This is a genomic window from Microvenator marinus (assembly GCF_007993755.1).
In the GTDB taxonomy this organism is placed as follows: domain Bacteria; phylum Myxococcota_A; class Bradymonadia; order Bradymonadales; family Bradymonadaceae; genus Allomicrovenator; species Allomicrovenator marinus.
This window is the reverse complement of the sequence record NZ_CP042467.1, coordinates 2,782,185-2,808,977: the sequence shown is the minus strand read 5'-3', so window position 1 is coordinate 2,808,977 and position 26,793 is coordinate 2,782,185. Positions and strand designations below refer to the sequence as shown.

Below are 26,793 nucleotides of genomic sequence, written 5' to 3'. Positions count from 1 at the left end.
CTATGACCATCGTGCAGCCTCAGAAGAACGACCCACGTTCAACCATCATGGTGGCCACGGACCTCTCCGAGGCCTCCCGTGCGGCACTGCGTCTGGCCGGGCGTTTCGCCGGAGAGTCGGACCTCAGGGTTGAGGTGCTACACGTGGTAAATATCCGTGCATCTGGCAATGCTCTTCATGTGCTCTTCGATTCACCGGAGTCCTTAGAAGAACTGAAGAAAGCGGCCAGCGCTCAGGCCGATGCATTCGTAGAAGAGACATTGGGGCTGCAGGATTGGGTGGATGTTCGGGTGGTGCTCGGTCATCCCGTTGAGATGGTGGTGGACGCAAGCTCTCGAGACGACGTGGCGCTTTTGATCCTTGGCGCGACCGGCGCATCGGGTCTCAAGAAGTTCTTCTTCGGGACCACGGCGAGCCAAGTCATTCGTGGCGCGACCACGCCGGTCCTTGTGGTGCCTCAGGGCGCGGGCGATCTTCACGTCTCGCGTATCCTTTGCCCCCACGACTTCTCACCCGAAAGCGATACCGCGCTTGGACTGGCGTTGGAGCTCACCCAGGCCCTAGAAGCCCAGATTCTGCTCTACCACTGCATCCTGGAAGCTCCGGTCACGCCGTTCTATCCAGGGCTACCAAGTGTTGGGCCGCAGGCAATGGAACCTTTCATCCAGAAGGCTTCTAAAAAGCTTGAGCACGTCGCTGAGAGCTTTGGCGAACGAGCTCACCCGTTGAGTGTGGAAGTGGTCACAAGCATCCACAGCGGCATCCTAGACGCTGCAGAGGCCAATGGCGCCGACATCATCGTCATGGCGTCGCACGGCCGCAAAGGTATGGAGCATGTGCTGGGGAGCACGGCCGAGTGGGTCCTTCGGGAATCGGACAAGCCGGTGCTCTTGTACAAACGAACTTAAGTCGCTTGTTCGAACTCTATTGAGAGTTTGGCTCGCCAGGAGTCGCGATGATGATGTCGCGGAACTCTTCGTTGACGCGCTCTCCACCTTGTGGGGCATTGGACGTCTTCCAACTACTACGTTGTGTTCCGTCGCCACCATCACCGTTTCGAATGATGCGTTCCATCGAATAGTTCACGATTCCTGACCCATCACCACGACGACCACCACCAAACGGAGGACCACCGTCGCCAACTCGGTCGATCACGCGACCATTGGCATCTCGAAGTTCAAGGTACATGCTCGAGTTCGGCAGATTCAGACGAGGCATCCGCGGGTCGTTCGGGATATTGACCACGAAATCCGGAGAGTTGTAGGCGTGCTGGCCGTTCTGAGGGCTATTGTCCGAGTAGGTCACGAGGTTGTGGTCCAAGACAAGGAAGTACTCGCCCGGCATAATCACGGTGCCCGGAGTAAAGCCCATCTTCGCATCGTACGCGCTATTGAGCGTGAAGAGTGAAAGATTGATAGGCTCATCGGTTGCATTGTAGATCTCGAAGAACTCGTCGTTATCAATCGGATCGCGAGTTCCCGTGCGGTCAGACGGGTCGATCAGACCATTCCAACCATCCCACATCACCTCGCTGATAATCAGATCGCCAGGTTCGATATCCGTGCTGCAGAGTGGACTACCCGTTTCGACGTAGCCGTCCATGATATTGCAGACAGCTTGCCCAGTTTGCTTGCCGCCACCCCACATGTTTTGGAATTCACGATAGTATTCCTCGGCCACACGACGACCATGGAAGATCAACATGGTCTCGTCGTTTGAGAGCGTTGCAGCAGCAGACCAGTTGAACGACCCCGTGATAACCCGCGGGTTGTCACCGAACATATCGATAATCATCGTCTTCGAGTGAAGGCGACCACCACCTGCTTGATAATCGCCGGGTAGACGCGAGTTCTCGTTCGCATCCATTCTCGAAGGGATGCCTCTCGAGTTCAGGCGATAGACTTCGTGATAGAGGAAGTTACCGTGAATCTGGCTGCGGTCGTAAACGCCAACAACCTTTTTCTGCTGCATTGGAGAATCGTCGATAGTGAAAGGAGGAAGGTCGGCCTGGCCGTTCTCCTCATTCCACGCCTGGAATTCTCGATGCTTATCCACAAATCGCGAGCCAACCTGGTCTTTGGTGAACGCGAAAATGGTGAAGTGGATGTCGTTCTCGGCAGCCTCAAGCTCCTCGAGGATTCGTCCCATCGCATCTTCCTGCGGTGAGAAATAGACCTCAACTTTGGTGTCGCCAACTGTGTAGAAGTTCGGGTTCCCATTTCGAAGCTTGGACGCGGTGAAGCGTCCTTCGAACATCTGGTCGAACTCGTCCTGGTAATCCTGAGCGATATAATCGTGATTGATGATCACCCAGTTGTTCTTGTTGCGGTGGAGGTCAGTGGGGCTGATATTGCCTGTACCGACAAACACGATCTTGGTGTCGATAACGAAGAACTTGTTGTGCTGAATATGCCACTGGTTGCCCACCTGCATGGGGACGTGGTGCTTCTGAAGCTCCTCAAAGCCCGAATCGTGGCCAAGGAAGTGCTTGGCATCACCTGCAACTCGCACATTCACACCGCGAAGGTGGGCCTGAACCAGAGCGTCACGCACAGGTTGAGACGAGAAACCATAGAGTGCGGCCGATACCGAGGTTTTTGCAGCATTGATGCGCTCCACCAGAATATCTTCGTGGTTCAGATTTCGCTGACCCTCGGCACGTGAGCCGGGCTCGTTGAAAAAGATCTGAACACGAGGTTCGGTAAAGAGGTCCAGATAATCGGTGCCCGGGTCGTTACAACCGCTGACCAAAACACCTAGAGCACCGAGCGCGAGAATCATCTTAGAGATGTTCATAGTTCGACCTCCGTGGACGCTGCCCATGTGGTTTCCCAAAGTCGTTTCATCTGATCCAAAATCACGTTCTCTTGCCCTGGATACGCCACCACCGACCACATCAGGCCGTCGGTGAAGTAATCACTCTTGTAGATTTCAACGTAATCGTTTGGAGTGCTCGGGAAGGTTTGGAACGCACCGGTTTTCCACACGGGGTGTGAAATCACGTGAATGCGGCGCTTCTCCACCTCACCAAGCCTATTGGGCTCGGAGTCCACCACCACCATCGTCGGAACATAGTCGAGAGAGGCTGGGGCGTAGCGAGCGTCCAAGTCGATGAGGCGTCCGACCAGCTCGTCGTTTTGTTCGTCACGGTTGACGATCACGCGCACGTCGAAGTTGTTTCGCTTCTTGTAATCGAGTGCATCCAAGAGGAATGGCTCGCTGAGATCATTGGTCATGATCCAGACGTTTGCCCGCGACTTGTATGCATCGTCGATGAGCGTCTTGATCACACGTTCTTGTGGACCAAAGCGCATGTGGAACTCACCGAATTCGGTGATGTAGATCGGCGACCACTGACCGCCCGACTTGATTGGGCCGTTGTAGATAGAGAGCGTGGTCGCGAACACCCCGGCGTGCATCTGATTGAACTCGCGCCAGAAGGACTCACGCACCATCTCGCCGTCAAGTCGCCACGCCAACGGGATTGTCGACGCGTCGTCAAAGGGTGATGCGAAATTCCAGACGACTCGGTCGCCAAGAATGATGAAGTTATGGCTCATGACGTTGTATTCGTCAGGCCGCACCATCAGGCGATTCGAGAGCGGACGCAATGGATCTGAGCTCGGGCACGTAATCTTGTCCCCGATTGTGGCGTAGCCACAGTTGTCGAGGAGAGGCGAAAGCGTCGGGTCGGGTAGATACCTCAGCTCGCCGTTTCCGTAGACCACGCTGAAGGTCGAGTCGTTATTATCGTCGTCGTCGAAAAGGATCTCGGAGCGATAATCGTCGAGCAGCGAGAATCCGTCATCGGATTTCGCGGCTTCGTCACCTACGATACGAACCCTGGCGCCAGCCTTAGCTGCGGTGATAATTGCGTTCGCAAGCTCCACGTCCGTCATGCTCTGAGCGGCGACGTCGATTGTATCTCGCGTTTGGCGAATCTCCTGAAGCAGGCGGGCTCTCGCATCCTCCTCGCGGTTCAAAAAGAACTCGGATTTGGTCTCAAGCGCCGACTGATAGGTGACTTCTTCCGTCGAACACGCGGCGAGAGATGAAATGAGCAGAATTAAGATGCTGTTTCTCATTCGAAATCTCCCGAGGCTGATGAACCGGAGTAATCCGGGCTATTTGCCATTCCTGGGCTTGCGAGCGTGCGCTCTCTCCAGCCTTCACGAATGGTGTTTGACCCGAGATCCACCGAATACGCATGCCAGTTCATGGCCATGGTTCCACGGTTCTGGAAAATGATTTGTGCGCGCTCCATGGAGCGTGATGTCACGAAATCGTATCCACCTGAGAACACCGGAACCTCTCGATGCCCGGCGCTCTCCATGAGCTTTTGGTCGCAATCGCGAAGCTCTACGTAGAAGTGTGACTTTCCAAGCTCAAGGTCTTCGATGATCACGTCGGCAATGTCGCCAAATGCGCCATCGGCTTTCTTCGCGATCACAAAATGGCCGTTGACTGGGATGGTTCGGTCGTTCTGAGGAATCAGGTACCCTTCGTCCGGTACGTAACCCTCAGTCTTCCCGTAGACATTGAGTCTCCAGCCGGAGACGTTGATCGGCCGAGGGTGTCGATTCCACAACTCGATGAAAATATCGTCGGCATCAAGCGTTCCGTCATCGGTCACGCTTCCCGCGAAATTCACCTCGTTAATGGTGATACTTCCCCGCTCGCCGGATGTGCAGGAGTCAAAATCCCAGCGATATTCTGGCTGACTTGCAGGAATCCCCGGGTCTGATGTGTCGCACGCTCCCAAGAGGAGAGCGGCGAATAGGAGCTTACGCATAATCAGGACCTTAGAACGTGAGATTGGTACCAGCAGAAACGGCCCAGAAGAGGTCAGGCTCGGTTGCACCGATCGCTGTGCCTACTCGGCGGCTTACTTCGATCTTGTGGAAGTCACCCGCGAACATCACGGCGCCCCCAACGTAGAAGCCAAGCACGTCGTTCGGGTTGAACGCGAGCTTCGAATCGAGCTCAAAGCCGAGGTTTTTGCCGAGGCGTTCCTGAGCGCGCAGATCAAATTCATCGTAGCCAAACGGAAGCTCAGCCGAGTCCGTAATCGCCTGAGTGAAGTCGTAGTTCGTGCCTGAAGTATCAGCATACGTGTAGAAATCGACGTCGAGCGAAAGCTTCTTAATGAGGTCGAGGCCGATTCCTCCGTGGATCACCATGGTCCCTGCTTTACGCTCGCGCGCATGCGGGTCGTGCGAGATTCCATCAGTTGCAACATAAGCGGATGGGTGCCAGCCCGCGATGCGGTTTGCAGCAAGTCCACCGATCTGAGCGCCCTTGAAGGACACGAAGCCGTGGTTGAACATCATGCCGCCATCTGCAGCATGGTCAGCCCCGTCGGCCATGAAGAATTGCACGCGACCACGAACACCGAGGTTCTCGTTGACCGTCAGGCTTGGCAAAAGTCCGGCACCGAACGCGTTACCCTCCGTCAGCACATCGAAGAGGCCGAGGTTGGTCGCTTTGCGATCGAGACCGCCGGAGCGCGCGAACTCACCGTACGCAAGCATCTTGAAGTTGCCCGCATCGATGGTGTAGCCAATTCGAGTTCCTGCCATCCAGTTATAGTCGTTGTCTGCCACGTTTCCGTGTGCACCACCGAAGGTCCGGTCGGAGCCGGTTCCAAGCGGGCCCGAAGCGCCGATATCCGCATAGAACCCGAAGGCGCGAAGCTCGAGGCCTTTGACCAGTTCGGTGTTCTCATAGATCGCGCCCATTCGGAACGTGTTGGTATCGCCGTCGTAGCGCGCCGAAGACGATTGAGGAATCGTGCCCACCGAATTAATTCCGGCAGCAAGGTTTACGTCGTCAGGTCTCAAAGTTGAGCTGTAAAGGTCGACCGGAAGCAGGCGAATTTTGCCGCCCTTCTTGAGGTCGATATCCACAATCACACCGTCGATCACGTCGTCGAAGAAGTAGTCGCGATAGGCGCCGCCGATTTCAAACGGCTGACGTCCAATCTGGGTGCTGATCTCCACGCCAGGCAACTTGACGGCATTCCATTCAACAAAAAGGCGGTCCATGAAGAGGAAGCCGCCAAATGCGTTGGCACCGCCCATTTTATCCCCGCCCCAAAGGCCGGAGTGACTCAATGAAAGCTGCACGCCCACATCATCCAAAACCTGGTAGCCAAAACCAGACGAGACGCGCGTGTAGAAGATATTCGCGCGGTCGTCGGTGTCGTAGATATCGATCCACGGCTCAGGCTGAGTAGGCTCGTAATCGCGATAGTCCTGATTGTCCGTAGCAACGAACTCAGTCGAGAGTGAGAAGAACACTTGGAACTTCTCCTCTTCCAACTCCGGAGCCTCGGCGAGCGGCATGGTTGCAACCGCGGAGTCCTGAGCTGGGTCTGGCTCCACATACGATGGCTCGATATCCACTTCCGGATCTTCCTGAGCCACGAGAATTCCAGGTTGCAACCCGGTCAATACCGCTGCGAAGCCAGCGAGACTCAACAAACGTGATTTCATCTTTCTAAACCTACTGAGTAACGTTTCTCAAAAACTTATTCGACGAAGCGCATCTGGCCTGCGCGCGATACCAATATCTTAAGCCCGAAGGAGTTCACCACCGGCCCTGTAACTTCCAAAATATCCCCGCGACTGATGATTCGTGGTTGGCGTTGACCGATTTCGCGGTCGAGCGAGACCAGCCACTCACCCTCATCCGTCGTGCAATAGCCGGCCACAGCGTTTTGGCTATTTCCAAAATCGCACGTCCCCGACTCACAATCGTTGTTGAAGGCACAGGGCTTTCGGCAACTATCGAGGTCTGGGTTGTCCACGTCAATAAGACACATCTCATTGAAGTTCTGATTTGTGGGCAACGACGCCACTTTCTTGCGGATTCGGTGCACCTCGTAGGCGTCCTCTTCCTCGAGCTCGCGGCTCGTGTTGCGATAGTAGATAGGGTTGTCTTCTGAGATAACTTCTTCTTCGTCAGACACCAAGACCGCGATGGTATCGAAGTACTTGACCAGGCCTCGCACGCGCAGGCGCACTCGGTCTCCCATGTAGAAATCCTCGATACGGGATTCCTTCAAAACCATGATGCCGCCCGTTGAATCCTCGATGAAATAACTTCCGTAGAAGCGCTCATCAGAATCGCAATAAACCGTGCGCTGGAAGTAGCGTGGCTGGAGCGTGATGATCCCTTCAATCGTCGCTGGGAGTTGCGAGACCTCGCGAATTTGATTTCGCGAGCCACACTTGTAAACGCCGTTTGCCTCCTCCTCGAAAGGAGGAGGATCGCCAGGGCTCGTGCCGTACCAGACGAATTCGTTCGGTGGGATGATGCTCTTGAGGGCTTGAATCGACGTTGGGCCCGTGAAGTCATATTGCTCGTCGGTGAAATCCACCTTCTCCTCGACGAACACGATCTCCGCATCACCTAAAATACGCGCGCGCTCAGCATCGCTCGGGGGGTCGGACGGCTCACCACACGCGCTCATGAAGAGCGCGAGGGCAACGAGTACGGGTTGGAAGCCCCGTGAGGACAAAATGTGGAGAGACATGTTCACTCTTCAGAGCGGCGAGGGACGGATTAGCGCAGTTCGAACAACCAATCGAAGTTGACCGAGTCAAGCTGAATGGTCTTGTCGCCGGTTGCCAATGGGCCAGGGAATGCCCCGACGGGACCAACGTAGGTGTAGCATCCGCCAACCGAAAGGAACGTCGAACGTGAACGCAATGTGGTGGTCTTATCGCCGTGGTTGAACGTGTAGCACTTGTTTCCACCACCACATTCGCCGTTGTCCGACTCAATGGTGCCGAATACGCGAACAATGCGATCAAACTGCTCAATTGTAAGATCGGTTCCAGTCGCTTCGGCGTAAGGAACGTTTGCGCCTTCTTCGTCGACCACGAGGTCGCTGATCTTAGCGATCTGCGGTGTTCCACTGAAGTTACGTGTCGAGGTCACTGTGAAGCTCAAACGCTGGCCGACTTTGATTGGGGTCGCTTGCTGCTCGCCTTGATCAAGGAACACGCGGATTGCGGTGTTCTGGTCTTGAAGGAAGAAGCGAGTGTTGCTCACGTTTCCGCCGTAGGTCGAAGTCACGAGAGCACCGGTGACTTCAATGGTCAGGTCGTCAGCACGGCCTTCATCGACGTCCTCGGTCTCTGTGTCGTCCTGAGTGGTAGGGACCGAATCGTAGACAGCCTGGAGATTGGCGTCGTAATCGAGCGCTTCCATCGTTGGAGCACCACCGCCCGCGTCGCCTGTGCCGCCAATCTGGCCGTAGAAGTTCTCAAGAACCTCGCACTCGATCGGAGGATTGTTTGGCTCGGTCGTGTTGTTATTGGTCGGATTGTTCGGATCAATCGTTGTGTTGTTCGGGTCCACAACCGTTCCGTTATTCGACTCGTTGTTCGAATTATTAGGATTCGTCACGTTGTTTGGATCGGTGTTATTTCCGTTTTTGGTTGGATCGTCAGCGTCTCCACAGGCCGAAATGGCGAGACCAGCTGCTAAAATCAAAAGTGAACGTCGAGCAAAAAACATGGGGACCTCAAAATTGGTTCAGGTTCATCATCTATGGCGGGCGAAGAGGTAGCAGATTCGATACGCAGGTTCAATAGAACGCTTTGTTACAATTGGGTGTCATTTTGCGAATCGCACGCACCAATATGCCCGAAATATCATCCGGCCGGCTCGAGTCGGCCCCATTCAATCAAACAATCGAAAGTCTCCTCACCCACACTTATCCAAATATGTCCGTCACTTATGAGCACGTTCCATGAGTTGTTTCGCTCCAACTTTTCGGCGAGCGCTGAAAGAACGCGTAAATCCAGACCACAAATTTGCACACGATCCGCACCGAATACGCTCTCGGGTTGAACAAGGTTGGGCTCCCAAGGTTTGTGAGGGACCACGATCACTGAGCCAGCGCGCTTGGTCATCTTCGTGAGTCGATCCATAGACGGCATCCCGATTTCTACCCAGAGCGCGATGTCGTGATCGGGCCCCGCCCAGATATCCGCCTCGTCTGGAGTTGAGACGCCTCGTCCGAATTGCAGATCCTCGCGCCATAGAATCGTCCAGGCCAAGACACGGGCGACCAGATAAATGTCCGATTCCGACGGATGTTGCGCTAGGCGTGCCTCCAATGTTTCATAGACGCCACGGTCTACATCGCTCAAGGAGACCGAAAATTTATAGATAGTTGCGCCTAAGGCCATCGGGATACTTTGTCGGGGGTTGCATGTGCGTCAAACCATCGGCACAATGCCCCCAATCAGAGGAGTCAGTCAATGAGTCAGCCAAAAGAAGGCGAAGAAGCATCCGTCACCGAATACATTGTATTGTTGATGATGATCCCACTTACCATATGGGTGATTTACACATCTTTTTTGGTCTTTGGGGCCGTGGCCGGGGAATTTGTAGACCACATTCAATTGCGGCTGGTCCTGGCCATCGCGTTTGCGTTCGTCTTTCCCTTCGTCACGGGCGCAAGTGCGTTTACGCAACATAGTGCACCTCGTTTCGAGGAACGCATGCGGCGCCTCTTATCCATCGTGTTGGCGCTCAGTCTGGGCTCGTCCATTCTGATCGCTCTTTTTGTGGGCAATAAGGCAGTTCCGAATCTGAAGAACCAGCCGAACTGGTTCATGAGTCAACCCTCCGGGTCGTTTGCGGAGTTCAACCGAAGTTATTCCAACAAGATTGCGTCGATCGTATCGAAAACCGCACGTTAAATTTCACACTTCCGGGAGCCCTCCATGACCAACCAACGAGTCCTTACGATTCTTGGTGGCGCCGCGATCGCCACGCTTTTTAGTCTGGGGATCATCGTCATCATCGGCTTTATGCCTTTGCCTGACGCCGTCAAACAGATTCTCTACCTCGTTCTTGGAATGGGGCTCGCGTTCGGCTTTTCGGAGCTCCAGAAGCTCACTGCTGCCTTGAATGCGGCACCGGCTCTCCCTCAGGCCGAATTTCGGCCCGAGCCCCGAGTTCTGGCTACTGAGCCACCCCAATCGCGGCCCAAAACCATCCCTCCAACAGCGGCAGCCACCTCAGGCGGTTCCATGGCACGCGCCCAACTCGCCGGCGTTACCCTGAAGTACGTTAAACTTCAGGGGATTAACTTGGACGAAGCCAATTTTGAAGGGGCAGATCTCAGCGGATCCGATTTGAGCGAGGCTCGGCTTGTGGGCGCCAACCTTGAAAAGGCGAATCTTAGCGGCGCCGAACTCGGCCAAGCGATTCTTGACGGCGCGAACTTGCGTCATGCAACCCTTCAGGGCGCAATCCTTGAAGGAGCCTCGTTTCGTGGGGCCGAGCTGAGCGGGGTCTCACTTCAAGAGACGAACCTTAGAGGCGTAAGCTTTGATGATGCCGACCTCGAAGGTGCGGACCTGAGCGGTGCTGATATCAAAGAGGCGAGCTTCGTGGGCGCGAAGCTCAAAGGCACCCAGCTCAAAGGGGCGAAGGCCAACGACGCAAACTTCTCAAAAGCGATGCTCCGCGGCGCGCAATGCCTCGACGCCAATATGACCGGGTCAGCCGCGCACGGAGCGGATTTCTCAGGCGCTCTGCTCGAGGGAATCCTTGCGGCCGGTGCCAAATGGTCTGGGGCAAACTTGAGTGGCGCGACCTTGGACCGAGCTGATTTCGAAGGCGCAGACCTAAGCGGTGCGTCGATGAGCGGACTCGATCTGACTCATACAGTCCTCAGTGGCGCAACGCTCTTGAAAGCTGTGCTCAAAGACTCGAACCTCTCCGGAGTCCGTCTGACGGGCACCGATCTTAGAGAAGCCGATTTGAGGGGCGCTACGCTTGATGGGGCCGATATTCAGGGCGGAAAGCTTTCGAAGGCAGTGCTTGAGCGAGCTCAACTCAACGGTGTCACGCTAAACTCCGTCAATTTTGACGCGGCCGACCTACGAGGCGCTCATCTGAGCAACGTTCAGGGGCAGTCTGCCAGTGGGCAAGGGGCCGACTTCACACAGGCGCAACTCTCCGATGTGGACTTTTCGCATGCCGCTTTGACTGATGCCTCCTTTGACGGCGCACGCCTTGAGAGTGTGAACTTCAAGGAAGCAAAGGTTGGAAAGGCGAGCTTCAGAAATACCCTCTTTGTGCGATGTGACCTGAGCGACGTGGATTTGACCCATGCGCAATTTGACGGAGCACGTTTCGAAGAGGTTCGCTACGACCTGCTCACGCGTTGGCCTGACGGCATTCAACCGCCGAAAAACGCTGCGGAAGAGGCACCTGCGCATCCAGAGTTGCCCTCGCAGCGCTACAACGAACAATCATCGCTCACGGATATCTCCGAGCTCGCGGCGATCGCCACGGGCAATAAATCGCCGGCTGCAAAAAAGGCCAGTGAGGCGATGGGGGCAAAGAGCGTCCCGGCTTCGTTGGCTAAGCTTCCGAAGCCTGGGAGCCTCAAGGAGTCCAGTGAGTCAGGGCTAAAGATCAATAAGCCCGAGATCGAAGGGTCGGCCAAAACCTTGCCGGGAACAGGTGTTCCGACCCCGCTTCGGAAGCGTGAGCCTACCGTGGAGCTTAGCAGCGACGAGATATCAGCGATGTCGCCACCGGCGATTCCTAAGGCCCAAGATGCCACACACTCAGAGCCGACCGCGCCAGATGTCTCAAAGCTCGAGGAAATCGCCAAAAGCCAAGTGACAAAACCTAAAGATGACGTGGATAAAGAGGAAGAGGCCAAAGAGGAAGAGGAGTGAGACGAGCCTGGCTCTTCATTCTAGCCTGCCTTCTTTGCGACACCGGATTTAGCCAAACTCCCGAAGTACAGACCTTCGAGAGTGTGCGCGAAGAGCTCGCCACCATCGAAATCCAGATTGCACTAAGACTCTATGGGGAGGCGGACGATTATCGCGCCATTACATCGCTGAAGCGCTGGATGGTGCTGGACGATACCTCGCTCTCTTTGAGCCTTGGGCCCTTGATGATCGGCCAAATCTACAGTCGGAATCAGCAGCCAAGACTTGCGTTTGAGAACTTCATCAACGCTTCTAATGTGATGGGCGGTGAGTCGGCAGAGTGGGCCACACTTCTCGCGCTTCAGGAACTCTGTGTGGGCGCCGGAGCGTGGAGCGAATGTGATATGGGGCTCTCTAAGGTGCTCGAGCAAAACCCAAAGTCCGAGAGACGTCCGCTGATCCTCTACTTGCGCTCTTTGACCGCAGTGATGCGAGCCGAGGCGCTCGTCGAGTCCCAAGTCGTGCAGATTTCGGACGCTGAACTCAGGACACGCGCACTAGAGCTCGTCGCGCGTCGCCAGGCTTATGATGAGCTTCCTTTCAAGACCCCGTGGCTGGCCGGCACCATGTCGGCCGTGCTTCCAGGAGCAGGTCAGGCCTATAACGGCCGGTGGATCGACGCGGGTCTCTCTCTGGTTCTGACCGGCGGCTTCGGAGCCTTGACCTGGTACACCTGGGACCGTTGGGAATCTATCCCATGGACAGTGGTGCTCGGGAGTATCACCGCCGGTTTTTGGGTCGGGAATGTCGTCAACGCCGTCGTGGATTCCGGGCGAATCAACCAGAAACTATCCGACGATTTTTTCCGTGAAACCGAGAAAAGCTACTGGCCAAGGATTGGATTTGATATCGATCAAGAGACCGTGCAATTTCACTGGACCTTCCAATGATGAGAAGAGGCTATGACAAAACACAAAGTCTACGGGATGTCTTTTGCCAGTGTGTACCCACACTACGTGACAAAGGCTGAGAAGAAGGGGCGCACCAAAGCAGAGGTCGACGAGATCATCGAGTGGTTGACAGGCTATTCGGCCCAAGGACTTCAGAAAGTCATCGACGACAAGATCGATTTCGAGACATTCTTCAACGAAGCTCCGGCCATGAACGCCAATCGTCAGCTCATCAAGGGCGTTGTGTGCGGAGTACGTGTGGAGGAGGTTGAAGAGCCCCTCATGCGCGAGATTCGTTATCTCGATAAGCTCATCGACGAGCTGGCAAGGGGCAAAAAGATGGAGAAAATCCTCCGAGCCGAAGCCTAGTTCTCAGCAACGAGGATAACGATGGACGAGCCGGCGGCGCGGTACTCAGCATCCGTGATCAAGACGCGATCTTGTAGCGAGACGTTATGCGTCGATCGGAGCTCGGACGAGTTCACATCCGCCAGATAATCCGGGGTGTCGAAGTAAGACTGGGTGTCCATCACGCGCTCCCAAACTCGCCCTTCAGGCAGTGTAAAGGTCGTCCAGTCGCGCTCCATATTGATCAGCACCAAGATCTCCGGGCCAGCTTCCGTGTCGTAATAATGCTTCATCACATGCCTTGAATCCCAGGCCACGGCGTCCGTGTTTTGTGCACTCTTCCACGCGAATGGCGCACTCGACTCATAGTCCATGGGCGCAAAAGCAAAGCTAAACTCGTTGCGGACCTTGATCATTTGTCGCACGAAATCGTGCATTCGGTGCGCCTCGTCCTTGGCGTAATAATTTCCCCACTGGAACCAGTTTGCGGCGTTATCTGCCTGCGTGCTGTACGCGTTATTGTTGCCAAGCTGGGTGCGCATCCATTCATCACCACCGTAGATCATCGGCGTGCCATGAGAGATCAAGAGCGCGGCAAACATGTTTCGCATCATTTGTCGTTTGGTCGCCTCATCACCCCAGTCCCTAGAGCGATTATGTTCTTCGCCCGAGTTCCGGTCACACCACGCGGAGAGTGGCTGGTCGCAACACACAGGATTCAGAGGGCCGCATTTGTTCTGCTTCTCGTAGTACGAAAAGAGGTCGTAGAGAGTAAAGCCGTCGTGAACCGTGATGAAGTTGACCGAGTGATAGGGCTTGCGGCCGTTCCAGTTGAACAAGTCAAAAGAGCCCGTCATCGCGCCGCCGCCGTCGATGGCGCCCTCGCGGGAGTTGAGTTTGAAGTTGTCTTCGTTGACAAAGCTTCGCCACCAATCTCGATAATGAGCGTTCCACTCACCCCACCCAAAATCTGAGTCGGAAGCCTTCGGGAAGCCCCCAAGATAGAAACCCTGAATTGACCACGGCTCAGCGATGATGCGGACGTTGTACTCCTGCATCAACGGGTCTTCGACGATGTCTTGGATGACCGTGTTTTCGATCGCATCCCACTCGTTGTAGAACTTATCCTTCTCGGCGAGCACCGGTGCGAGGTCAAATCGGAACCCGTCCACGTGGAGCTCTTCGACGTAGTAGCGCAACGAGTCCATGGTCAGTTTACGCATCGGAGAGTTGTTCGCACGGGTCTGGTTGCCCACGCCGGTGTTGTTCCAATACGTCAAACCATCAGCCGACGTCGCGTAATAAGACGCGTTATCGAGCCCTCTGAACGAATAGAGTCCCGCCACTTCATGAGGGTCGAAATTGACTAACTGGTCTGCCGTGGCGCTATCAAACGACGTGTCGTTCAGCTCCAATTTCTCACGCCAGAGACCACCTTCGCCCGTGTGGTTGTAGACCACATCGATGAGGACCTCGATGCCGTGCTGGTGAAACTGATCCACCATATACTTAAACTCGTCGATCACCTCGAGCGCGTCCTGTGTGGCCGCATAAGAGATTTCAGGCGCGAAGAAGTTCAGGTTGTTATAGCCCCAATAACCACCATCAAGCGGTTTTTCATGGATCGGCAGAAACTCGACCGCCGTGATGCCCAGATCCTTGAGGTAAGGCGCCATTTCGGCTGCCCCTCGATAGGTGCCAGGGTGCGTCACACCTGACGCCGGGTCGGCGCTGAGGCCCTTCAGGTGGACCTCGTAGATGATCATCTCATTCCATCGGTGTCCCTCAAAGTTTGGGTCTTTTCTCCGCTCCCAGAATTCCAGGGCGGCTTCGCTCCACTGGTGTTTACTCTCGACCACCACACTCTTGGACGCGGCCGCGATGGTAGATTCCGTGCGCGCTGGACCACTTGCAATACTTCCCTTGGACCAATCATGGTCACGGTGAATCGCCTTTGCGTAAGGGTCTATCAAAAGCTTGTTCGGGTTGAACCTGTTGCCGTTGGAGTCCACGTCGGCCTTAAAGCCGTGAATCGTTCCCGGAATCCACTCTGGGTGTTCTTCCCAATTCGGTCCAAAGGCGATGTACCCATAGTGTTGGCCTACGCCCAATCCCTCAACGTAGAGGCTCCAGACGTCTCCCACACGCTCCATCTCAAACTGCCGAGTTGCCCGCTGACTCTCTACGTCGTCCGAGTCAAAGAGCAGAAGATCCATGCGCGTTGCATTTTTGGAATACACCGCAAAGTTGATGCCGCCGTCCACAAGGGTAGGGCCCATGTGTTCCATGGCTTCGATCACCCCTCGAGTCAGGCTCGGAGCGATAGGTTCGGTCTTGTAGAGGCGAATGCGCTCGTCGTTTTCAGAGCATGAGACGAGCAAGAGAGAGATAAGGAAGAAAGTCGCGTACTTCATGCGCTGATTTGAACCATGATTAGCAATGTGAATCAAGCAGATGCGCTCTCTTCAAGCCGTTTTAACGATCTGGAATTCCTTGAGATGCAACCACCACCCATTTTGAGCCCGGTTTGACATGGCCCGACTCAAGAAAACGCCGAGGAATCCGCACTATTCCGCCAGGTTCAATCACTGCTTCGAACTCGAGCCTGATCGGAATCTGAGTGGTGCTCATCTGATCACTACGATCAATTGGCTCATCGTCAGGACCTAATGGCACGAGGTCGAGCTCCAATTCTTGAACTGGAAGTAGTTTCTGAATCATGCTGACATCGATTGGCTTAGTATGGGGCTGCAAGAGATCCCTAGACGAAGCAGAATTATCAAGACTCACAGCAGGCATCGGAATGGTAGCGAACGCATCAGGTGCCTGCATCTTGACGGTTGAATGATCAATGGAGCCTCGGTCTTGATTGTTGATATGGCGCATCAATGTATATGCATCGAGCTCAACCGTATGGGCTTCATCTTGAGTTACCTCGTCCTCATCGTGCTCAAAGTCCGCGGGTTCGCCTTGGCGCTCTTTTGACATATGCTCCTCTTTGTGTGGCTGACGCTTCAGTCTACCGAAGTGACCGAATAGTTCAACAGGATCACAATGTTGCCGTTCCTAGATGAGATGACTCTCGAGGTCATCGGGGTGCACCGACTTCGCTCGGGGTACAAGCCGCTGAGTGAGATCGGCCGCGTTCAGCGGAGCGAGCTCCGATTCTGGAGCGCCCAAGAGAAGCAAGAGTGGACCGCCCAAAAAGAGGCATTGCTTGAGCTCGAAGCGTGGCTGGAAACTCACGAAAACACGGGTGCTTTCACGGGCCATCTTTCCAAAATTTCGGATCCTCGTGAAATCCTTCAGAGACTCTCTGGCGACCAGACGCTCGAAGAATCTGACTTCTTCCTCCTGAAGCGTTTTCTTTTTCATGCCGCTGAGATTCTGGGTTCGCTCGCAAGACTGCACGCCGAGCTTGGACACCAAGAACGAGCTTTGAAAACGCTGATGGCTGAGCTCCACCCGGAGCCTGAACCCTCGGCCCGCTTTGTGCTCTCGGACACGCTAGACAAGAGGCTCGCCCACGCCAGAACTCAAAGAAAGCACGCCAGAAAAAACTCTCAAGAAATCCGAAAGACCCTCGAATCCCAAATCCTTGAGTCCAACTCGGGACGCTTTGATGCGCATGGCTTTTGGCGGCCTGGGCCCGACTCCAAACCCGACCCAAGACTTACCAACGAAAGCGGCGTGTGGAGGCTCGTTGACCCGGCTCTCAACAAGGCCGAAGAGGAGTTGCGGGACGCTGAACTTCACCTCGAGGCTATCGAGTTCGAGGTTCGGGAGAAGCTCGCAAGCATCTTAAGGCCTCATGCTCACGCGCTGGGCGAAGCTTTAGAAGTCGTGACTCAATTTGATCACCGGTGGGCATTGATTCGGCTCAAGAACGATATCCAAGGTACCTGGCCTACCTGGTCCGACTCCGAGGAGCGCCTGAAGGCGAGCCGCGCCGTTGATTTTGAGAGCAAGCCCCTCGACCTTGAGTTTTCTCAACTCGCGATTATCGCTGGGCCAAACATGGGTGGAAAGTCTACGGTGCTCAAGGCCTGGGGCTTGGCGCACTGGTGCCTGCACCATCTCTTCCCGGTCCCCGCAGACGAAGCCGTGCTGCGCCCGGTATCACATATCATCTACGTGGGATCGGAGAGTGCTGAGATGACCGACGGGCTCTCGTCCTTTGGTAGAGAGATAAGCCGGCTTGTCCATTGGTGGGGGGCTAGCCCTCCCGCTCTCTGGCTCCTCGACGAAGTTGCTCGTGGAACCCATCCAGACGAAGGTGCGGCCATCGCGACCGAGATCTTGGACAATCTGGCCGCGGACGGGCACCTCGTGGTCTGCGCCACACACTTCCCTGAGGTTGCGCAGCACCAGTCCGGACAAGCTTGGCGCGTGGCTGGACTTCCGGAAAGCGACGTAGTAGAGCGCGCCATGGCAGGGGCCGCTGAGCCACTCGAGGCACTCAAAGAGCTCATGGACTTCAATCTGATTCCAAATCCGCAACACGAAGTGCCGCGCGATGCACGTGTGGTGGCGAAAGCATTGGGGCTCAAACTCAAGACACGCTCGAACGCATGAACTCTCAACAATCCTGGAATACCAGTCAGCCATGGGGAACCCTTACCTTCGCAGAAGAAGGTCTCTTCCGAGTCCGTCTTAAGAACCCCGAAGGCTCGTTGATGATCAACACCTGGTTTCTAAGAACCGATGAATATTTGACCGTCATCGACCCAGGTTGGCCATGGACCTACGAAGGCCTAAAAGCCGCGCTCAGCCATATGGGCTGGGGGCTAGACGATGTTGGTACATGGCTCTACACCCACTCACATGTGGACCATATGGGGCTTGCCGCACGCCTCTCTCGGGACACGAATGGCCGGCATGTTGCGTACCACGGGGTTTCTGAGCACCTCGGAAACTGGCACGCTTATCTGGATAGTTACGATTGGGCCGCCTGGGCTCAATACGCGTTTCCTCAACCTCGGCCAGGCGGCGGCTTGCCACAAGAGACGCGCGACGAGCTCTTCTCGGTCCTCAAGCGCCACACCCGCGCGGGCATTGAAGAGCGATTCGGAAGTCTGGCCGTTCCTGAACTCGAAGCCGTTGATTTTGGTGATTGGGTCGACGTAGGCGTGAAGTTCCAAGTCCTTGATGCCCGCGGGCACGACCCCTATCACGTAGCGTTCTGGGAGCCCGAACGGGCCTGGCTCTTCTCGGGCGACCTCGTCTTGGCCACGCCAACGCCCCTTTCGAGAGCCATGAACGATGACCTTTCGCTCTATCTGAAGTCGTTGGACAGTCTTCAGGAATTACCTACGGCCTGGCTTTTCCCCGGCCACGGTGTTCAAAAATCGAATTGTGTCGCCGACCATTTCGAGCGCTCAAGGCAGCATCAGATGAACTACCGGGCACTCGCGCTAAAAAGCCTGGAGAATGGCCCGAAAGACCTCTACACCATGGCCACCGAATCCATGTCCGCCACATTATTTGAGAGATTCTGGGTGCACGCAGCGCTTCTGGACACCCACCTCCAGGCGTTGAGCCGGGAAGGCGAGGTCAAAGTCGACGACGCGATCTACTTTCTGTAGACGAACGCACTCTCGGTGGTGGTCAGGCCGTCCGCGTCGCGTGCGACCACCGAAATTCTATTCATGCCCTTGAAGAGCGGAATCCTGGCATCGATGGCGGAGTTCGCAGAGTCCGACCGGACGTACTTCACCTTGCGAGAGTTAAACTTCGCGTTATCGCGGTTGTAGACGTAGATATAATAGTCCTTGAGGGCCGTATCATCGTTGACCTTTCCGCTGAGCCTGATGGACTCACCAGTCGTCATTCCTTGGTTTGCACTCATTTCGATGCGCGGTGGCTGGTACATGACCGATTGGCTCAAACCTGTGGCCTTCTCAGGTGTGTTTTCTAACTTTGCTACGACCTCCTTTGGAACCCAGCCATTGCGCCCATCAAGTGATACTCGCCACCAATCCTTGACCTCTCCAGTGACCGCCAATTTGGCGCCTTTTTCGGCCATGGCGGCGAGCTCGGTCTCTGAGGAAGCACCACTGAAAACCTTGGTCCGAGCTTTGGTCTCTACCCCACCGGCAGCCACTTTGAGGCTCTCACCCTTCTCAACGTAAGGCACTGCGAACTTCTTCTGCGTGAGCCGTCTGAAGATCGTGTCGTAGACGTCCACTTCAAGGTCGATCTTGCCCTTCTTTGGCGCCTCCTTGACCCTAAACTCGAACTCGACAAACGCGCGTTCACCCTTGGCAATCGACTCGAGCTTCTCGCGGCCGCGCTTGAGATAAACCGCTTCGTTGGAGAGATTCTTGAGGAACACGATGGTCTCATCACTGTCTGCAACCCCAATATTATCGACCCAAACCTTCAAAATGGCCTCTTCGTTGAGCGAGAGTTGGCCATCCCCAGATGTGTCAACGATTTCGTAAGAGAACGCGAAGAGAGGTTGTGGATTGCCGTCGAGCTTCGCGTCCACATGCGTCTGCAAATTCGCAAAAGTCTGGGTGTTATCGCTGAAGTGGAAGGCGATCATATCGTGGCGCTGAGGCACATCACGAGGCATCTTGACCTTAAAGTCCCAAGTCCGAGTTTGACCGGGATCCACCTTTCCAAAGATGAACTCTTTATCGTCGAAGGTCGCATAATCACTGATGGTGATGGCTTTGAGCTGGTACACAGGTTGGTTGGACGTATTGGTGACTTCTGCCCTGATCACGAACTCTTCTCCGGCACGAATCGGGCCGGTCTTTTCAGCATCGTCTTGCACAAAGCTCACGCGAGTCTTGAGGTTCGGTTTGGCAGGGTTGGTGCCAGCCTGCCAGTCGATACCGTACTTCTTGAGCTCCTTTTCCAACGCTTTGGTTTCCTTGGCGACCGACTGGTCGAGCTCCGGCTTCACAGCCGCTAAGAACGCTTCGCGCTCCCAGGTGTCTTTGGCGCTGATCAGAAGTTGCTGGGCGAGTCGAATTTCGAAATCTTCGCGGAAGGCGTCCGGGTCTTCGTACTCCTCTTCTTCGGTTTCTTCGCTCTCTTCAGCACTCGCCATCGCATCGCGTCGCGCACTCGCGTCCGCATCCACGTATCGAATCTCAAAAACCCCGGGCTCCGTATTAAGTACGTGCTGGCTAATCAAGTGCGAGTCGAGGTCTCCTTCGCGAATCACATTCGTCGAAGGAAAGAGATTCATCGCGTCTTTGGCTACCATGACGGGCGTGGCTTTAAGGTCCGGCGTGATGCCCTTGGACTGAATCGAGATGCCGCCTGGCGTCAGGTACTGAGCCACCGTGAGCTTGAGGGCGGAATTGTCTGGGAGCGGGTAGAGAACCTGAACCGAGCCCTTGCCAAACGTGGTGTCTCCGAGCACGACCGCACGGTTATTGTTCTGGAGTGCCCCGGCTACGATCTCCGAGGCGGAGGCGCTCCCTGAATTCACCAAAACAACGATCGGATACGCAGGCTCAGCCGTCGAACGACTCGCCTCGCGCTTTTCTCTCATGCGGTTTCCGGCGCCCACAGTCGATACGATCACGCCGTCTTCCAAAAAGAGGTCGCTGATCTTGATAGACTGGTCGAGCAGCCCGCCCGGATTGTCTCGGAAGTCCAAAATCAGGCCTTGCATGCCGCCCATGGTCTTCTTGAGGTTCGCAAGCTCCTTTTTCATGTCGTCGTGCGTATTGGCCTGGAAATTCTTCACTCGCAGGTAGCCGATCTTATTTTTGAGCGCCTGTGAATCTACCGAGTTGATGTTGATCTCAGCGCGCGTCACCACGTACTTGCGCGGCTCGTCCCAACCCTTTCGCAATACCTGCAGCTCAACATCCGTGCCCGGCTCGCCGCGCAGCATGTTGACCGCATCGGTCAGGCTCATATTGATGGTGGATTCCGAACCGATGCTTGTGATGCGGTCCATCGCCTTGATGCCCTTCTTTGATGCAGGCGTTCCTTTGATCGGGCTGATCACCGTGAGGTGGCCGTCGCGCACCGAAATCACAATCCCGAGACCTCCAAATTTGCCGCCTGTTTGGGTCTGCATCTCTTCGTAATTTCGAGGTGGCAGGATCATCGAGTGAGGGTCAAGCGTAGCCAACATGCCGTTGATAGCCGCGTACTCCACATCTTCGAATTTGAGTTCATCGTCGGGCTCAAGGTTCGCCTGAACAAACCCAAAGACTTCTTTGAGCCTGAAACTCATGCCCCAGATGCTCTCGGTCCCTGAAATGTCGAACTTTTGAGACTTGTTGTTCACCACGACGGTGGCGCTTCCCGGGTTATCATCGAGGTCCTTGTCGAACTCGACCACAACTTCAGGGATGCTCTTCTGGATCTCGTCGAGCGCGTAGACCAACATCTTATTGGGCTCGATGCGATCAGGCTCTACGTAGTTATCTTTGAGCTGCAAGAGCACACGGTTCAGAATCTTGAGTGCGGATAAGTCGTACCCATCTGGCTTTTCAGGGGCCGAATGGATGGTGTTTAGATCGAATTCGACCCCGCGATCGCTGAATTGAACGCTGAGGATAAATGCCAGGGTAAGAGCGATTGTCGCTACGATATGCCGGCCGTATTCCCGTATCTTCTGCATGGGCGCGCCTTAATGATAAACTTCTGTGGGGCTTCAGATTGAAGTCTCCCAATAGTGTAAGTGAAACTCACGAGCCAACCAAGTTCATTCCCACCCCGTTTCACTCGTGCTAATAACCCGTCTCAACACAGGCTGAGTCCGGCCCAAAACTTTTTGAATTAAATAAATACCTCCATTTAAATCTTCAGAGTTCACTGATGAAATCCCTAAGATTCAAACCTTCGAAAAAAGCCCCACAACGTTTTCCCGAGCCGGCTCCAGGCCATAGAGACTGGTACGTTCACGAGGCTCTCAGAATGATTCCACGCATCATTCTGATGATCGATAAGAACAAGTACTCGGCAACCTATGGATGTTTCGACCGCGAGTTCTGGCACTATCGAACGGTGGATTTTCCATGTGGTATGAGCCAGGAGTTCTGCCTGCCTCTCGCGATGGCCTACAAACACCCGTTCCCCAATAATCCGTACTATCAAGTTGAGCGGATGAAGGAACTCGTTATCGCGTCCATCCGTTTTTCCATGGATTGGTCTCACCCTGACGGGACTTGCGACGACTACTTCCCGTTTGAAAAAGCGCTTGGCGCCCTGGTGTTCAGCACTTACGCCATGACCGAGAGTTATATCGAGCTCGACCTGCACGACTACGAGATGATCGAGTTCTTCAAACTCCGAGCGGATTGGCTCGCGACTCATAACGAAACTGGGCAGCTCGCAAATCACCAGGCGTTCGCGGCGCTCGCGCTCTACAATGTCTATCTGATCACCGGTGAAGAAAAGTACCGCAAGGCCTCGGACTCATTCCTCGAGCTCACGCTTTCGTGGCAACACGACGAAGGTTGGTACCAGGAATACGAAGGCGCTGACCCCGGCTACCACTCGTGTTCCATCGCCTTCCTCGCGAAACTCTGGCAAAAATCCCAGGACCCGAGAATCGTCGAATCCCTGGAGAGCGCGGTAGATTTCGCCACTTATTTCACGCATCCGGACGGCTCTTACGCCGGCGAGTACGGAAGCCGAAATACGTATCACTTCTACCCACATGGATTTGAAGTGATGTCGCGCTTCTTCCCCAATGCTGGCCGCATCGCGGATACCTACCTGCACAGGTCGATGCCCGAGCGCAGGCGCTACTTTAACGACGATAACCGCATGTGCGCCCACTACGTCTACGATTGGATGCAGTCGTGGCTCGACTACAATCCCGAGCGCTACGGACTGCTTGAGGACTCGCGAAAGCCCTTCGAGCGATGGTTCGATGATGCGAAAATCTTCGTCAAAAAGACCAAGTCGTATTACGCCATCGTCTCCATGGCGAAGGGCGGCGTCATCAAGGTATTTGATGAGTCCGGGCCGATCTACTCAGACTCGGGCATTCTACTCCAAGACGAAGATGGGGTCTGCCTCGTCTCGCACCTCGTCGACGATAGCTTCAAGATTGAAGTCCAGCCTGAAAAAGGGATCTTCGTGGCCAGCGGGGCCATGGCGAAACGGCGCTATCCTTTGCCGAGCCCAGTCAAGCAGATGGCGTTTCGCAGCATGAATATCTCGGTCGGAAGACTTGGACCTAACGTGGTCCGCGGAATCCTCCAAAAAGTCCTGATCACCGGAAAGCCCCGCACCGAGGTGACTTTCAAGCGCTCGTTCGAATTCCTCGAAGACTCGATCAAGATTCAAAATGTGGTGGATGCACAGGATTCCGACAAGAGTTTTGTGAGCATGGCCACCGGCTCGGACGCGACGTCGATTTACGTAGCCAATTCCAATACTTTCCAAGAATCTGTGCTCCTTCCCTGGAACGACCTCGACGCGCATGTCGGTGAGCTAAACCGAGACAGACGCGTTGAATTCGAACTAGAAGTAGATTGCAAATAAGAAGGCCAAAGAGGTTTTTATGCCGATTTTTATGGGCAAACACGTCTGCTCTTGCGCCAACGGTCATACCGGTTTTTCGCCGGATTCCGTTGAGCCACACCACGCACCGGACCTGGCGCTTGAGCCCGTTCATCTCGAGATCGAGATCGAACTCTTCATTCCCGAGCGCAAGGCTAAACTTAAGGTGACGCACACACTGCTTGCCCGAGACGCGGGAGCCAGTCGAATCGCCCTAAACGGCGTCGGCTTTCAAGACCTCAAGGTCAAGGGCGCCGAGTTCTCCTACGACGGCCAAACCATCGACCTCACGCTAAAGCCGCTCAAACGTGGCGACGAGAAGAAGGTGACACTCACGTATCTGGTGGATGAGCCAGCCTCGGGTATCCTCTTTTCATCACCCGATGAGGACTACCCAGAAGCCGGATTTTGGGCCGTCACGGACCATGAAACCGAGCGTGCGCGCCATTGGCTTGCCACCATCGACCATCCTAGCGTGAGGCCCACTCTCGAGTTCAAAATTACCGCCCCTGAAGACGTATATGCACTCGCGAATGGGCTCAAAGTCGGTGAGAAGTCGCTGAAGGGTGGACGCAAAGAGACCCATTGGAAGCTAGATATCCGTTGTCCGGCCTATCTGACTTGCTTTGCCGTTGGCCGCTTCACACGCGCTTCAGACGGCGAATTCGAGGGGCGAGAACTAGCCTACTTTGCACCGGATTATCATACCGAAGAGAACCTGATTCGAAGTTTCGGACGTACAGGCAAAATCATGGCCTGGATGTCCAAAAAATTCGATTTTGATTTCCCATTCCCCAAATATTACCAGTTCGCGGCCCCCGGAATTGGCGGGGCCATGGAGAATATCTCGCTCGTGAGTTGGGACGAACTCTTTGTGCTCGACGAGGTCTTTGCCAAAGAGTTCACGTGGCTTGTCGACCAGATCAACGTCCATGAAATGGCACACTCGTACTTCGGCGATATCGTGGTCTGCCGCGACTTCTCCCAGGTCTGGCTCAAAGAGTCCTGGGCCACGTACACTGAGTCACTTTGGCTCGAAGATCAGTACGGAGCCGACGAGGCTCATTACGATTTTTATCGAAACGCTCAGGCCTATTTCTCCGAAGCCGATGGCGCGTACAAACGTCCGCTCGTCACACGAAACTTCGAGAGTTCCTGGGATATGTTTGACCGCCACCTCTATCCCGGTGGTGCTTGTCGCCTGCACACCTTGAGAAAGGAGTTGGGAGACAAAGCCTTCTTCCGCGGCGTCAAAGCCTATCTGAAGAAGTTTGCAGGTCATACCGTTGAAACAGAAGACTTCCGCCGATGCCTTGAGGCTGAATCTGGGCGCACCCTGACCCGGTTCTTTGACCAGTGGATGTACAATCCAAATTACCTGAGTCTTAAGGTCGAGTATTCGTGGGACAAAGATAAAGGTGAAGGCAGATTGGAAGTCAATCAAACCCAGGAAGGTCAAGCGTTTGCGTTCGATCTCGACGTCCTCGTGGTGGTGGATGGAAAGCCCACAACTCACACCTTCCGAGTCACCAAATCCAAAGAACATTGCTCCTTCAGCGCCAAGTCTGAACCGACTCAGGTTCATATCAATCCCCAGGGGAATGTCCTGATGAAATTGGAGTTCGACCCGGGCGAAACCCTGCTTCGCGCAGGGCTCGACTCTGATCTACTCCTCGCGCGCATTCACGCGGCAAAAACTCTGGCAACAAAGCCCACAAAGGCCAACGTCGATGCGGTCTGGAAGCGATATGCCAAAGAAAAGTTTTGGGGCGCTAAACAGGAACTTCTGGAAGCTCTAGCGGACTTTGGAACCCAACACGCAGAGGGTCTCTTCACGCAAGCGGTGAAGGACGAGTCCGACCCAATGGTTTTGCAATCACTCTTCTCGAGCGCGCGCAAATACAAGAACCAAGACATCAAAGATGCGATCTCGGAACGGCTTTCAAAGGGCGATCTCCCCTACCTTGCCGCTCGAGCCGCTTGGATCACACTCGGTAAATACCGAGACGAAGCCCCACTTGTGGAGATCGCCGATGCGGCGCGCAAAGAAGGGTTTGGCGGCGTAGAACAATGGGGAGCCATCGAGGCGCTCGGCGAGACGCGCGAAGCCCTGGCGGCTGAGATTCTCATGGAGCGGACCCGACGCGGCGCCACTTCAGCGCGCAATCGAGCGATGGCAGCGACGACACTCGGCAGATTAGGGGCATTTTTGGACAAACGTGCGCAGGCCCAGATCGTAGAGCATCTCGAAGCGCTGCTCCGAGACCCCGAAACCAAAGTCGGTTCGGGTGCTGTGCAGGGGTTGGTTGAGCTTAAGGCACGTGGGTCTGTGGCCAAAATGCGGACTTTCTTGAAGAGACTTCCTGCGCAAGACGCCGTCTCGCTTGGTAGGGTCGTCGAAAAGGTCCACGCCCCCGAAGACCAAAAAGTGCTCGCCCTTGAAAAGGAGCTCGAGGAGCTTCGCAAGTCCTACCGAGGTCTTGAGGATCGGCTGGCCAAGCTGGAGCCAACGAAGAGCGAGTCGTGAAAGTCTTTGCGGTCGGTGTAGGGGACGCATTCTCATCGAAGCATTGGGGAACAAGTTTCCTCGTCACGCACGATGATTTTACGCTGGCCATTGACTGCCCCGATTCCTATCTGCGCGCGCTCAAAGGACATGGCCGCGCTCCTGAGGAAATCGACGCGATCTTCATCACCCACCTTCACGGCGATCATGTCAACGGCCTTGAGATGCTCCTTGCGTGGAGCACCTTCGTCAGCCACCGAAAACTGGATATCTACACCACACCCGAGGCTGCACGCGATCTCTGGGAGCGACGCCTTCAGGCTTCGTTAGGAGTGATGTCCGACGGTGTATCGCATCGGAAAACTTCCCTCGACGAGTTTGCAAACCTTCACGTAGTGCCGTGGAATGAGTCTTTCAAAATCGGTCCGTTTGAGGTGATCACAAGACCTACAAAACACCATCTGCCTGCCTCGGCCATGAGAGTCAGCGCCGCGGGTAAGACCTGGGCCTACTCTTGCGATACCGCGTTCGACCCCGAACTTATTGATTGGCTCAGTGACGCCGACTTAGTCTTTCACGAAGCGAGCTACGGGCCGGCGCATAGCCCTCTCGAAAAGCTAGAAGAATTGCCAGAAGAGTTGAGAAAAAAGCTAAGAATTGTGCACCTTCCCGACACCTTTGAAACATCTGAGTTTCTGAACTTTGCGAAAGAGGGTGAAACCTATGGTTTATTTTGACGGTCTTTAACTTCTCTTGTTATGCTGCGTTCAAGAAAAGTACGACAAATTTAAGACTCTGTTTATGC

General features: G+C 55.0%; 20 protein-coding genes. 10 read left to right on the top strand and 10 right to left on the bottom strand.

Features of this window, described 5'->3' with window-relative positions; genetic code table 11:
- The first annotated feature begins 11 nt into the window (after window positions 1-11).
- Complete coding sequence (locus tag FRD01_RS11430; RefSeq protein WP_249756190.1) at window positions 12-908, top strand: universal stress protein; 897 nt, start codon at window positions 12-14, stop codon at window positions 906-908.
- Window positions 909-924: 16 nt separating this feature from the next.
- Here FRD01_RS11430 and FRD01_RS11425 read toward each other — a convergent pair whose 3' ends face one another.
- From FRD01_RS11425 to FRD01_RS11395, 7 genes are all read right to left on the bottom strand, one after another.
- Window positions 925-2,796, bottom strand: a complete 1,872-nt coding sequence (locus FRD01_RS11425) for a phospholipase D-like domain-containing protein (protein ID WP_249756189.1) — start codon at window positions 2,794-2,796, stop codon at window positions 925-927.
- Window positions 2,793-4,085, bottom strand: coding sequence for a phospholipase D-like domain-containing protein (locus FRD01_RS11420; RefSeq protein ID WP_146959719.1), 1,293 nt, complete (start codon window positions 4,083-4,085; stop codon window positions 2,793-2,795). The genes FRD01_RS11425 and FRD01_RS11420 overlap by 4 nt, the downstream gene beginning before the upstream one ends.
- Window positions 4,082-4,792: a lamin tail domain-containing protein gene (locus FRD01_RS11415; RefSeq protein ID WP_146959717.1), complete on the bottom strand. Its 711-nt coding sequence runs from the start codon at window positions 4,790-4,792 to the stop codon at window positions 4,082-4,084. Before FRD01_RS11415 ends, FRD01_RS11420 begins: the two co-directional genes overlap by 4 nt.
- 10 nt (window positions 4,793-4,802) lie before the next feature.
- Window positions 4,803-6,494 (bottom strand): hypothetical protein, encoded by a 1,692-nt coding sequence (locus FRD01_RS11410; protein ID WP_146959715.1) that lies wholly within the window; start codon window positions 6,492-6,494, stop codon window positions 4,803-4,805.
- 35 nt (window positions 6,495-6,529) lie between these two features.
- Entirely contained in the window at window positions 6,530-7,537 is a 1,008-nt protein-coding gene (locus FRD01_RS11405; protein ID WP_146959713.1) for a hypothetical protein, read from the bottom strand.
- A gap of 29 nt (window positions 7,538-7,566) precedes the next feature.
- Window positions 7,567-8,526, bottom strand: a complete 960-nt coding sequence (locus tag FRD01_RS11400; RefSeq protein ID WP_146959712.1) for a hypothetical protein — start codon at window positions 8,524-8,526, stop codon at window positions 7,567-7,569.
- A gap of 137 nt (window positions 8,527-8,663) precedes the next feature.
- A complete protein-coding gene (locus FRD01_RS11395) occupies window positions 8,664-9,203 on the bottom strand; it encodes a YaeQ family protein (RefSeq protein ID WP_146959710.1) in 540 nt (179 codons plus the stop codon).
- A gap of 72 nt (window positions 9,204-9,275) precedes the next feature.
- On the opposite strand from FRD01_RS11395, the gene FRD01_RS11390 reads away from it, so the two are divergent.
- From FRD01_RS11390 to FRD01_RS11375, 4 genes are read left to right on the top strand one after another with little or no spacing between them, the layout of a single operon-like run.
- Window positions 9,276-9,719, top strand: a complete 444-nt coding sequence (locus FRD01_RS11390; RefSeq protein ID WP_146959708.1) for a hypothetical protein — start codon at window positions 9,276-9,278, stop codon at window positions 9,717-9,719.
- Between the two features lie 24 nt (window positions 9,720-9,743).
- Window positions 9,744-11,717: a pentapeptide repeat-containing protein gene (locus tag FRD01_RS11385; protein ID WP_146959706.1), complete on the top strand. Its 1,974-nt coding sequence runs from the start codon at window positions 9,744-9,746 to the stop codon at window positions 11,715-11,717.
- Entirely contained in the window at window positions 11,714-12,646 is a 933-nt protein-coding gene (locus FRD01_RS11380; RefSeq protein WP_146959704.1) for a DUF5683 domain-containing protein, read from the top strand. The genes FRD01_RS11385 and FRD01_RS11380 overlap by 4 nt, the downstream gene beginning before the upstream one ends.
- Before the next feature lie 12 nt (window positions 12,647-12,658).
- The gene (locus FRD01_RS11375) at window positions 12,659-13,015 is read left to right on the top strand and encodes a DUF2200 domain-containing protein (protein WP_146959702.1); all 357 of its coding nucleotides are present in this window, start codon (window positions 12,659-12,661) and stop codon (window positions 13,013-13,015) included.
- Here the strand turns inward: FRD01_RS11375 and FRD01_RS11370 are convergent.
- Window positions 13,012-15,408 (bottom strand): alpha-amylase family glycosyl hydrolase, encoded by a 2,397-nt coding sequence (locus tag FRD01_RS11370; RefSeq protein WP_146959700.1) that lies wholly within the window; start codon window positions 15,406-15,408, stop codon window positions 13,012-13,014. The two genes, FRD01_RS11375 and FRD01_RS11370, sit on opposite strands and share 4 nt — an antisense overlap.
- Window positions 15,409-15,469: 61 nt before the next feature.
- Entirely contained in the window at window positions 15,470-15,982 is a 513-nt protein-coding gene (locus tag FRD01_RS11365) for a hypothetical protein (protein ID WP_146959699.1), read from the bottom strand.
- Between the two features lie 66 nt (window positions 15,983-16,048).
- Between FRD01_RS11365 and FRD01_RS11360 the strand changes: the two genes are divergently transcribed.
- Both FRD01_RS11360 and FRD01_RS11355 read left to right on the top strand, forming a co-directional pair.
- Window positions 16,049-17,569 (top strand): MutS-related protein, encoded by a 1,521-nt coding sequence (locus FRD01_RS11360; RefSeq protein ID WP_146959697.1) that lies wholly within the window; start codon window positions 16,049-16,051, stop codon window positions 17,567-17,569.
- Entirely contained in the window at window positions 17,566-18,579 is a 1,014-nt protein-coding gene (locus FRD01_RS11355) for an MBL fold metallo-hydrolase (protein ID WP_146959695.1), read from the top strand. The genes FRD01_RS11360 and FRD01_RS11355 overlap by 4 nt, the downstream gene beginning before the upstream one ends.
- On the opposite strand, the gene FRD01_RS11350 is transcribed toward FRD01_RS11355, so the two are convergent.
- On the bottom strand, window positions 18,567-21,590 hold the full coding sequence (locus FRD01_RS11350; RefSeq protein ID WP_146959693.1) for an MXAN_5808 family serine peptidase: 3,024 nt from the start codon (window positions 21,588-21,590) through the stop codon (window positions 18,567-18,569). The two genes, FRD01_RS11355 and FRD01_RS11350, sit on opposite strands and share 13 nt — an antisense overlap.
- Before the next feature lie 197 nt (window positions 21,591-21,787).
- Here FRD01_RS11350 and FRD01_RS11345 point away from each other — a divergent pair, with 197 nt between their 5' ends.
- The 3 genes from FRD01_RS11345 to FRD01_RS11335 are packed head-to-tail and all read left to right on the top strand — an operon-like array spanning window position 21,788 to window position 26,725.
- A complete protein-coding gene (locus tag FRD01_RS11345) occupies window positions 21,788-23,464 on the top strand; it encodes a hypothetical protein (protein WP_146959691.1) in 1,677 nt (558 codons plus the stop codon).
- A 19-nt stretch (window positions 23,465-23,483) separates the two neighbouring features.
- Complete coding sequence (locus FRD01_RS11340; protein WP_146959689.1) at window positions 23,484-26,009, top strand: M1 family metallopeptidase; 2,526 nt, start codon at window positions 23,484-23,486, stop codon at window positions 26,007-26,009.
- Entirely contained in the window at window positions 26,006-26,725 is a 720-nt protein-coding gene (locus FRD01_RS11335) for an MBL fold metallo-hydrolase (RefSeq protein ID WP_146959687.1), read from the top strand. The genes FRD01_RS11340 and FRD01_RS11335 overlap by 4 nt, the downstream gene beginning before the upstream one ends.
- The last annotated feature ends 68 nt before the right edge of the window (window positions 26,726-26,793 follow it).

Coding starts and splice junctions, on each gene's coding strand:
- FRD01_RS11390 (WP_146959708.1), top strand. CDS start 9,276: ATGAGTCAGCCAAAAGAAGGCGAAGAAGCATCCGTCACCGAATACATT.
- FRD01_RS11360 (WP_146959697.1), top strand. CDS start 16,049: ATGTTGCCGTTCCTAGATGAGATGACTCTCGAGGTCATCGGGGTGCAC.
- FRD01_RS11425 (WP_249756189.1), bottom strand. CDS start 2,796: ATGAACATCTCTAAGATGATTCTCGCGCTCGGTGCTCTAGGTGTTTTG.
- FRD01_RS11340 (WP_146959689.1), top strand. CDS start 23,484: ATGCCGATTTTTATGGGCAAACACGTCTGCTCTTGCGCCAACGGTCAT.
- FRD01_RS11415 (WP_146959717.1), bottom strand. CDS start 4,792: ATGCGTAAGCTCCTATTCGCCGCTCTCCTCTTGGGAGCGTGCGACACA.
- FRD01_RS11365 (WP_146959699.1), bottom strand. CDS start 15,982: ATGTCAAAAGAGCGCCAAGGCGAACCCGCGGACTTTGAGCACGATGAG.
- FRD01_RS11345 (WP_146959691.1), top strand. CDS start 21,788: ATGAAATCCCTAAGATTCAAACCTTCGAAAAAAGCCCCACAACGTTTT.
- FRD01_RS11405 (WP_146959713.1), bottom strand. CDS start 7,537: ATGTCTCTCCACATTTTGTCCTCACGGGGCTTCCAACCCGTACTCGTT.
- FRD01_RS11350 (WP_146959693.1), bottom strand. CDS start 21,590: ATGCAGAAGATACGGGAATACGGCCGGCATATCGTAGCGACAATCGCT.
- FRD01_RS11420 (WP_146959719.1), bottom strand. CDS start 4,085: ATGAGAAACAGCATCTTAATTCTGCTCATTTCATCTCTCGCCGCGTGT.
- FRD01_RS11395 (WP_146959710.1), bottom strand. CDS start 9,203: ATGGCCTTAGGCGCAACTATCTATAAATTTTCGGTCTCCTTGAGCGAT.
- FRD01_RS11400 (WP_146959712.1), bottom strand. CDS start 8,526: ATGTTTTTTGCTCGACGTTCACTTTTGATTTTAGCAGCTGGTCTCGCC.
- FRD01_RS11355 (WP_146959695.1), top strand. CDS start 17,566: ATGAACTCTCAACAATCCTGGAATACCAGTCAGCCATGGGGAACCCTT.
- FRD01_RS11410 (WP_146959715.1), bottom strand. CDS start 6,494: ATGAAATCACGTTTGTTGAGTCTCGCTGGCTTCGCAGCGGTATTGACC.
- FRD01_RS11375 (WP_146959702.1), top strand. CDS start 12,659: ATGACAAAACACAAAGTCTACGGGATGTCTTTTGCCAGTGTGTACCCA.
- FRD01_RS11385 (WP_146959706.1), top strand. CDS start 9,744: ATGACCAACCAACGAGTCCTTACGATTCTTGGTGGCGCCGCGATCGCC.
- FRD01_RS11370 (WP_146959700.1), bottom strand. CDS start 15,408: ATGAAGTACGCGACTTTCTTCCTTATCTCTCTCTTGCTCGTCTCATGC.